At 57.1% G+C, this 6442-nt stretch carries 4 protein-coding genes; all 4 read left to right on the plus strand.

The features are described from left to right. Positions 1 to 788: CHAT domain-containing protein (locus tag LEPTO7104_RS34285; protein WP_040695514.1), on the plus strand; the 788-nt coding region annotated here is incomplete at its 5' end. A 59-nt stretch (positions 789 to 847) separates the two neighbouring features. Then, the gene (locus tag LEPTO7104_RS0117150) at positions 848 to 2143 is read left to right on the plus strand and encodes a tetratricopeptide repeat protein (protein WP_017299813.1); all 1296 of its coding nucleotides are present in this window, start codon (positions 848 to 850) and stop codon (positions 2141 to 2143) included. Further along, complete coding sequence (locus LEPTO7104_RS0117155; protein WP_155523674.1) at positions 2116 to 3084, plus strand: hypothetical protein; 969 nt, start codon at positions 2116 to 2118, stop codon at positions 3082 to 3084. The genes LEPTO7104_RS0117150 and LEPTO7104_RS0117155 overlap by 28 nt, the downstream gene beginning before the upstream one ends. A gap of 113 nt (positions 3085 to 3197) precedes the next feature. Next, on the plus strand, positions 3198 to 6442 hold a 3245-nt coding region (locus LEPTO7104_RS37090; protein WP_051158508.1), incomplete at its 3' end, for a tetratricopeptide repeat protein.

Raw genomic sequence — 6442 nt, forward strand, 5'->3', positions numbered from 1 at the left:
CCTACCAGTTCCGCTACCTCACCTCGGGACGTGACCTGATGCGGATAGCCAATACGGCGGCCAGCGACAATCCGGCGGTGCTGATGGGCAACCCTACCTATGGAGTTGCTGGAGTCCTGGTGGCCCAGGCCGATACGCGCGCCATTGACGTTAAGAACCACATTTTTCCGGCTCTACCGGGCACTCAGGTAGAGGTTGATCGGATTGCTCCCCTGCTGCCCAGCCCACGGGTTTACGCCCAGACCAATGCCACCGAAGCCGCTATTAAGCAGCAGGCTGAGCCCAGCATTTTGCACATTGCCACCCATGGCTTCTTTGAGCCTGTAGAGGAAACCATTAACCCTCTACTGCAATCAGGATTGATTCTAGCAGGGGCAGAAATAGGCGAGAGTGGGTCAGGTCAAAATGACATTGTTGAAAATGGCATCCTGACGGCTTTGGAAGTCACTGGGCTGAAGCTGCGGGGCACTCAACTAGTGGTGCTCTCGGCCTGCCAGACTGGGCTGGGCGCACTCTCTACTGGGGAGGGGCTATACGGCTTGCGTCGAGCCTTTGTGCTGGCCGGTGCTCAGAGCCAGGTGATCAGCCTGTGGAAGGTGAGCGATGATGCGACCCAGACGCTGATGGTGGTGTACTACGAGAAATTACTCTCGGGAACCCCTCGTGATGTCGCGTTGCGAGACACCCAGTTGGCGTTTTCGCAAGATCCTGAGTATGCGCAATATGCGCACCCCTACTACTGGGCGGCGTTCATTGGCTCGGGAGATTGGCGGCCTCTACAGCCATAAAGGGAGGTGTGTTCCACCCTCTAATTTAGGATAAGTCCATTGCCCCTGTTGTTAAGCCCATGCCTCCTCACGCTTTTGGTGCCCTTCTAACCGCTTATCGAGAGGCCCTGTCTCCTTTTCTCACAGAACAGAGCCCTCAAGAACAGCAAGTGCTGACCGTTTTGAATGCTCGCGATGTGCTGCATGTAGAGCTAGCGCAGTCGCCCCCGCCCAAGGCCCATCTGTTGAGTGAGATTCATGCCCTCGATCGCCAGCTGAAAGACCAGGCGGCGGTTATGGCTGAACAGCTCAATTTCAGCACCTACCGCCAAAGCTTTCCGAAACCGCCAGAGCAGTGGTGGTGGTTTTTAGATGAAGCATTGAAGACGCCTCAAAAGCATCCGAGTGACTGGGTGTTTAAAGGAGCGACGACGCTGGCCTGGGCCATCAGCATTGGGCTGTTGCTAAATATTAGCGGTCGATTTTTGCTGGGTGGAGCTGGGGTAGCGGGGCTTTCGGCCATTGCGCTGTCGAACCTGCTGACCCTGCTGAAGGCCCGCAGCGACTTCACCGATGCGGGCAATGAGGGGGTCCAGCTCTTGTTCGATCGCTTTGGGCTCTCTAAGTCGGGGCAGCAGATTCGCTTTAGGTTTGGGTCTACGGCTCTGCTGGCGCTAGCCCTGTTTGCCTTTTGGCTAACGCTGCCGATGATTTCGAAGCAGTACAACACACGGGGGCAAACGCTTCAGGAAGAGGGCAAACTGGGGACAGCGGAGCAAAACTACAATCGAGCGATTGCGCTGAACCCAGACAACGTGGATGCCCAGTACAATCTCGGTACCCTTTACGAAGACATCCAAGAACTGGATAAGGCTGAAACCCAATACTTGATTGCAGTTCGAGGCGATTTCCCGGAGGCCTATAACAACTTGGCTCGGTTATATCTGCAATCGCCTGAAAACAACTTGAATAAATCCTTAGCGCTGTTAAATCAGGGATTCACGTTAGCAGATGAGCAGAAAAGCTTTCCAGAAACTCGATTCAGTCTTCATAAAAACTTGGGCTGGGCCTTGCTTCAACAGGAAGAGTACACATTGGCCGCATCTGCCTTAGATGAGGCAATCTCAATCTATGAGCAACTGCCAGCTTCTGAACAAGAGTATGTTGCTAACCCTGGATCAGCCTACTGTTTACTTGCTCAAGTCAGAGAGGCCACAGGGCAGAAAGACGTACTACCAGCCTGGCAGCGCTGTTGCCAGGCTGGCGATCGCAGCAATCCTGAAGAGAATGCCTGGCTAACAATGGCTCGCGACCGATTTGATGCTGTAGGACTCAATTACGAAAAGGTATGTCAAACAAACGCTTTACCTCTCTAGTTCAGATTATGGTGCTGATCTTAGGCGCTGTGGTGACGATCTCACAGCCGGTGCGGGGTCATGCGAGCAGTCAACATCCTGACGGTGTGTCCGAAAATCTTCAGATCAGTTTTTTGGACTTTATTTTCCCAAAGCGAAACGTTCGCAATCGAGGGTCGAGAAATTCGTCACGGGCTCCCTTTGATGAATCGTTGCCCAATGTGCTGACTCCCCGTAATACCGCTTTAATTGGAACCGATGCGCTAACGCTGCAATGGCATCCTGTTGTTGGGGCCTCATCCTACACAGTCGAGATTGATAGAATTGACTGGGAAGTTCAAGTGACTGGCACTGAGGCGGTTTACCATGAACTGGAATCCTTAGAACCTAACTATCTCTACCTCATTGTCATCACCACTGACGAGGGCATTTCGTCTGGTTTGGGAGAGCAAGTTGGGTTTCAAATATTACCTGAAACTGAGAGCGATCGCGTCAATGCCCAAGTAGAAGCGATCAAGGCAGAGCAGCTAGAGCCCGATGAAGAGTCCATTGCGATCGCCCTGGCGTATTTTGAGTTTGAACACAGTGACCCTGACCGGAGGGCCTACGCGCTCAACCAAGCCGCCATTGATGTGTTGGAAACCAGAATCCAGGCGGGGACGGAGGATAGCCGAGTTTACTTATTGCAGGCAGATACATATTTGAGAATAGGGCTCCCCCTGTTGGCTCAAGAACGATACGAAGAGGCGTTAGCCTATGCCGAAGCGGCAGGGCAGCCAGAACTTCAGGCTGAGAGTCATTGGGGACTGGGAGATGTTGCGCAGGGGCAAACAGAGTATGCAGATGCCGTTGAGCATCTACAGGCGGCTCAGGGTCTCTATCAAAACCTGGGGGATCTTGAGCAGGTAGACGAGTTGCAAACTCGCATTGAGCAACTATCGCATTTGGTAGCCCCCTCCTAATGACCGAAATCGGCTGCCTCAACCCTATAGTTAGGCTAAGCACGATGGGTTCGCCAGCCTAATACCGTTCTAGCTATCTCCCTTGCCAGGCCCCTACTTTTAATGGTGTTCCTATGGTGGTTAAGCCCTCTGACTGGAAAAGCATCCTGGCTGTGACCAGCCTTTGCACGGCCCTGCTGGGCGGCGTCAATGCAGCGGTTAAGGCCGCCCCAGGGTTGGTTGCCCAACAAGCGACTGCTCGTACACCTCAAACAGTAACGGGCCGCCTAGACCAAAACTCTAATCAGCTTGACGATGGCAGTTACTATGCCACTCACACCTTTGAGGGCACGGCTGGCGAAGTGCTTGTCATCGAACTCACCAGTGAGGATTTCGATGCCTACCTCATGCTGGACGGCCTCGATGAGACGACGCTTGCTGAAGATGATGATGGAGCAGGGGGTACCAATTCCCAGATTATGATTACCTTGCCTGCAACGGGTACCTACACTATTGTTGCCAATACCTTTGAAGCGGGTCAGACGGGGCAATACCAACTTGAGTGGCGCATCGCCACCGATCAAGAGCAAGACCTGGCCCTGGCGAATCAACTCAACCAACAGGCGATAGACCTCTATGGTTCAGGCCGCTACACTGAAGCCATTCCTTTAGCCGAGCGCGCCCTGGCGATTCGAGAGCAAGCCTTAGGCCCTGACCATCCCGATACCGTCATCAGCCTCAATAATCTGGCCGCGCTGTACGCGTCGCAGGGGCGCTACCCAGAGGCCGAACCGCTCTATCTGCGCGCCCTGGCGATTCGAGAGCAAGCCTTAGGCCCCGACCATCCAGCTACCGCCACCAGCCTCAACAATCTGGCCGGACTGTACGAGTCGCAGGGGCGCTACCCAGAGGCCGAACCGCTCTATCAGCGCGCCCTGGTGATCCGGGAGCAAGCCTTAGGCCCTAACCATTCCGATACCGCCCAAAGCCTCAATAATCTGGCCTTGCTGTACGCGTCGCAGGGGCGCTACACCGAGGCCGAACCGCTCTATCAGCGCGCCCTGGCAATCGCTGAGCAAGCCTTAGGCCCCGACCATCCCGCTACCGCCATCTGCCTCAATAATCTAGCCGCGCTGTACGAGTCGCAGGGGCGCTACCTAGAGGCGGAACCGCTCTATCAGCGCGCCCTGGCGATTCGAGAGCAAGCCTTAGGCCCCGACCATCCCGATACCGCCCTCAGCCTCAGTAGTCTGGCCGCGCTGTATGAGTCGCAGGGGCGCTACCCAGAGGCCGAACCGCTCTATCTGCGCGCCCTGGCGATTCGAGAGCAAGCCTTAGGCCCCGACCATCCAGCTACCGCCACCAGCCTCAACAATCTGGCCGGACTGTACGAGTCGCAGGGGCGCTACCCAGAGGCCGAACCGCTCTATCTGCGCGCCCTGGCGATTCGAGAGCAAGCCCTAGGCCCTGACCATCCCGAGACCGCCGCCAGCCTCAATAATCTGGCCGCGCTGTACAAGTCGCAGGGGCGCTACCCAGAGACCGAACCGCTCTATCAGCGTGCCCTGGCCATCTATGAGCAAGCCTTAGGTCCCGACCATCCCTCTACCGCCACCAGCCTCAATAATCTGGCCGCGCTGTACAAGTCGCAGGGGCGCTACCCAGAGGCCGAACCGCTCTATCAGCGCGCCCTGGCGATTCGAGAGCAAGCCTTAGGCCCCGACCATCCCGATACCGCCCTCAGCCTCAGTAGTCTGGCCGCGCTGTACGAGTCGCAGGGGCGCTACCCAGAGGCCGAACCGCTCTATCAGCGCGCTCTGGCGATTCGAGAGCAAGCCTTAGGCCCCGACCATCCCGCTACCGCCACCAGCCTCAATAATCTGGCCGCGCTGTACGTTTCGCAGGGGCGCTACCCAGAGGCCGAACCGATCTTTCAGCGCGCCCTGGCGATTCGAGAGCAAGCCTTAGGCCCCGACCATCCCGATGCCGCTACCAGCCTCAATAATCTGGCCGCGCTGTACTTTTCGCAGGGGCGCTACCCAGAGGCCGAACCGCTCTATCTACGCGCCCTGGCAATCTATGAACAAGCCTTGGGCCCCGACCATCCCGCTACGGCTGGGAGCCTCAATAATCTGGCTGGGCTGTACCAGTCGCAGGGGCGCTACCCAGAGGCCGAACCGCTCTATCAGCGCGCCCTAGCGATCACTGAGCAAGCCTTAGGCCCCGACCATCCCGATGCCGCCAGAAGCCTCAATAATCTAGCCGCGCTGTACGAGTCGCAGGGGCGCTACCCAGAGGCCAAAGCGCTCTATCAGCGCGCCCTGGCGATAAGTGAGCAAGCCTTAGGCCCCGACCATCCCGCTACCGCCCAAAGCCTCAATAATCTGGCCGCGCTCTACCACGCTCAAGGCCAACTGCAACCGACTCTCACCTATTTGAGCCGAGGCCTGGCCATCGAAGAAACGGTTCTCAGCCGCAACCTGGTCGGGGGCTCTGATGCCCACAAGCGTGAGTACCTGGCTACCATGGCAGGGACGACTAATGCTGTTATCAGTCTTCATCTCAATGACCTGCCCACCGATGCGACGGCGGCACAACTGGCGCTGACCACCCTTGTGCAGCGCAAAGGCCGCATTCTCGACCTGTTTACCAACCTGCGCGCCCAACTAGCCGATGACCCTGGGGCCATCACTCTTTTGGATGAGTTGAATACCACCAACACCCAACTCTCTAATCTGACCCTCAGCCCACCGCCTGACCTATCTGTCGAGGCCTATCAAGCCCAGCGCCAGTCCCTCGAAGAACAGCTCACCACCCTCGAAGATCAGCTTAGCCGCCGGAGTTCAGCGTTTGCTGACCTCACGACCTCTCCCACCGTAGCCGACATCCAGGCCACCCTCCCCGACGATACCGCGTTAGTTGAGTTCATCCGCTATCAGCCTTTTGATCCCACCGCATCAAGGTCAGAGCGCTTTGGCCCCTCTCGCTATGCGGCCTACATCCTCGCGGCAGATGGCACCCTTCAAGGCCTAGATCTGGGGCCTGCCGATGCGGTTGATATGGCTGTCCGGACGTTCTCGACGAGCTTAGCGTCCCCCAATACTCCCCTCTTTCAGGTCAAGGAAGAGGCCCAGGCACTCGATGCGCTGGTGATGGCCCCGGTGCGAGCGGCACTGGGCAGTACTACAACGGTGTTTCTCTCCCCTGACGGTGCCCTCAGCCTGATTCCCTTTGAAGCCCTGGTGGATGAATCTAACCAGTACCTGGTTGAGACCTACCAGTTCCGCTACCTCACCTCGGGACGTGACCTGATGCGGATAGCCAATACGGCGGCCAGCGACAATCCGGCGGTGCTGATGGGCAACCCTACCTATGGAGT

This window comes from Nodosilinea nodulosa PCC 7104, from assembly GCF_000309385.1.
Classification (GTDB): Bacteria; Cyanobacteriota; Cyanobacteriia; order Phormidesmidales; family Phormidesmidaceae; genus Nodosilinea; species Nodosilinea nodulosa.

Coding starts and splice junctions, on each gene's coding strand:
- LEPTO7104_RS0117150 (WP_017299813.1), top strand. CDS start 848: ATGCCTCCTCACGCTTTTGGTGCCCTTCTAACCGCTTATCGAGAGGCC.
- LEPTO7104_RS0117155 (WP_155523674.1), top strand. CDS start 2,116: ATGTCAAACAAACGCTTTACCTCTCTAGTTCAGATTATGGTGCTGATC.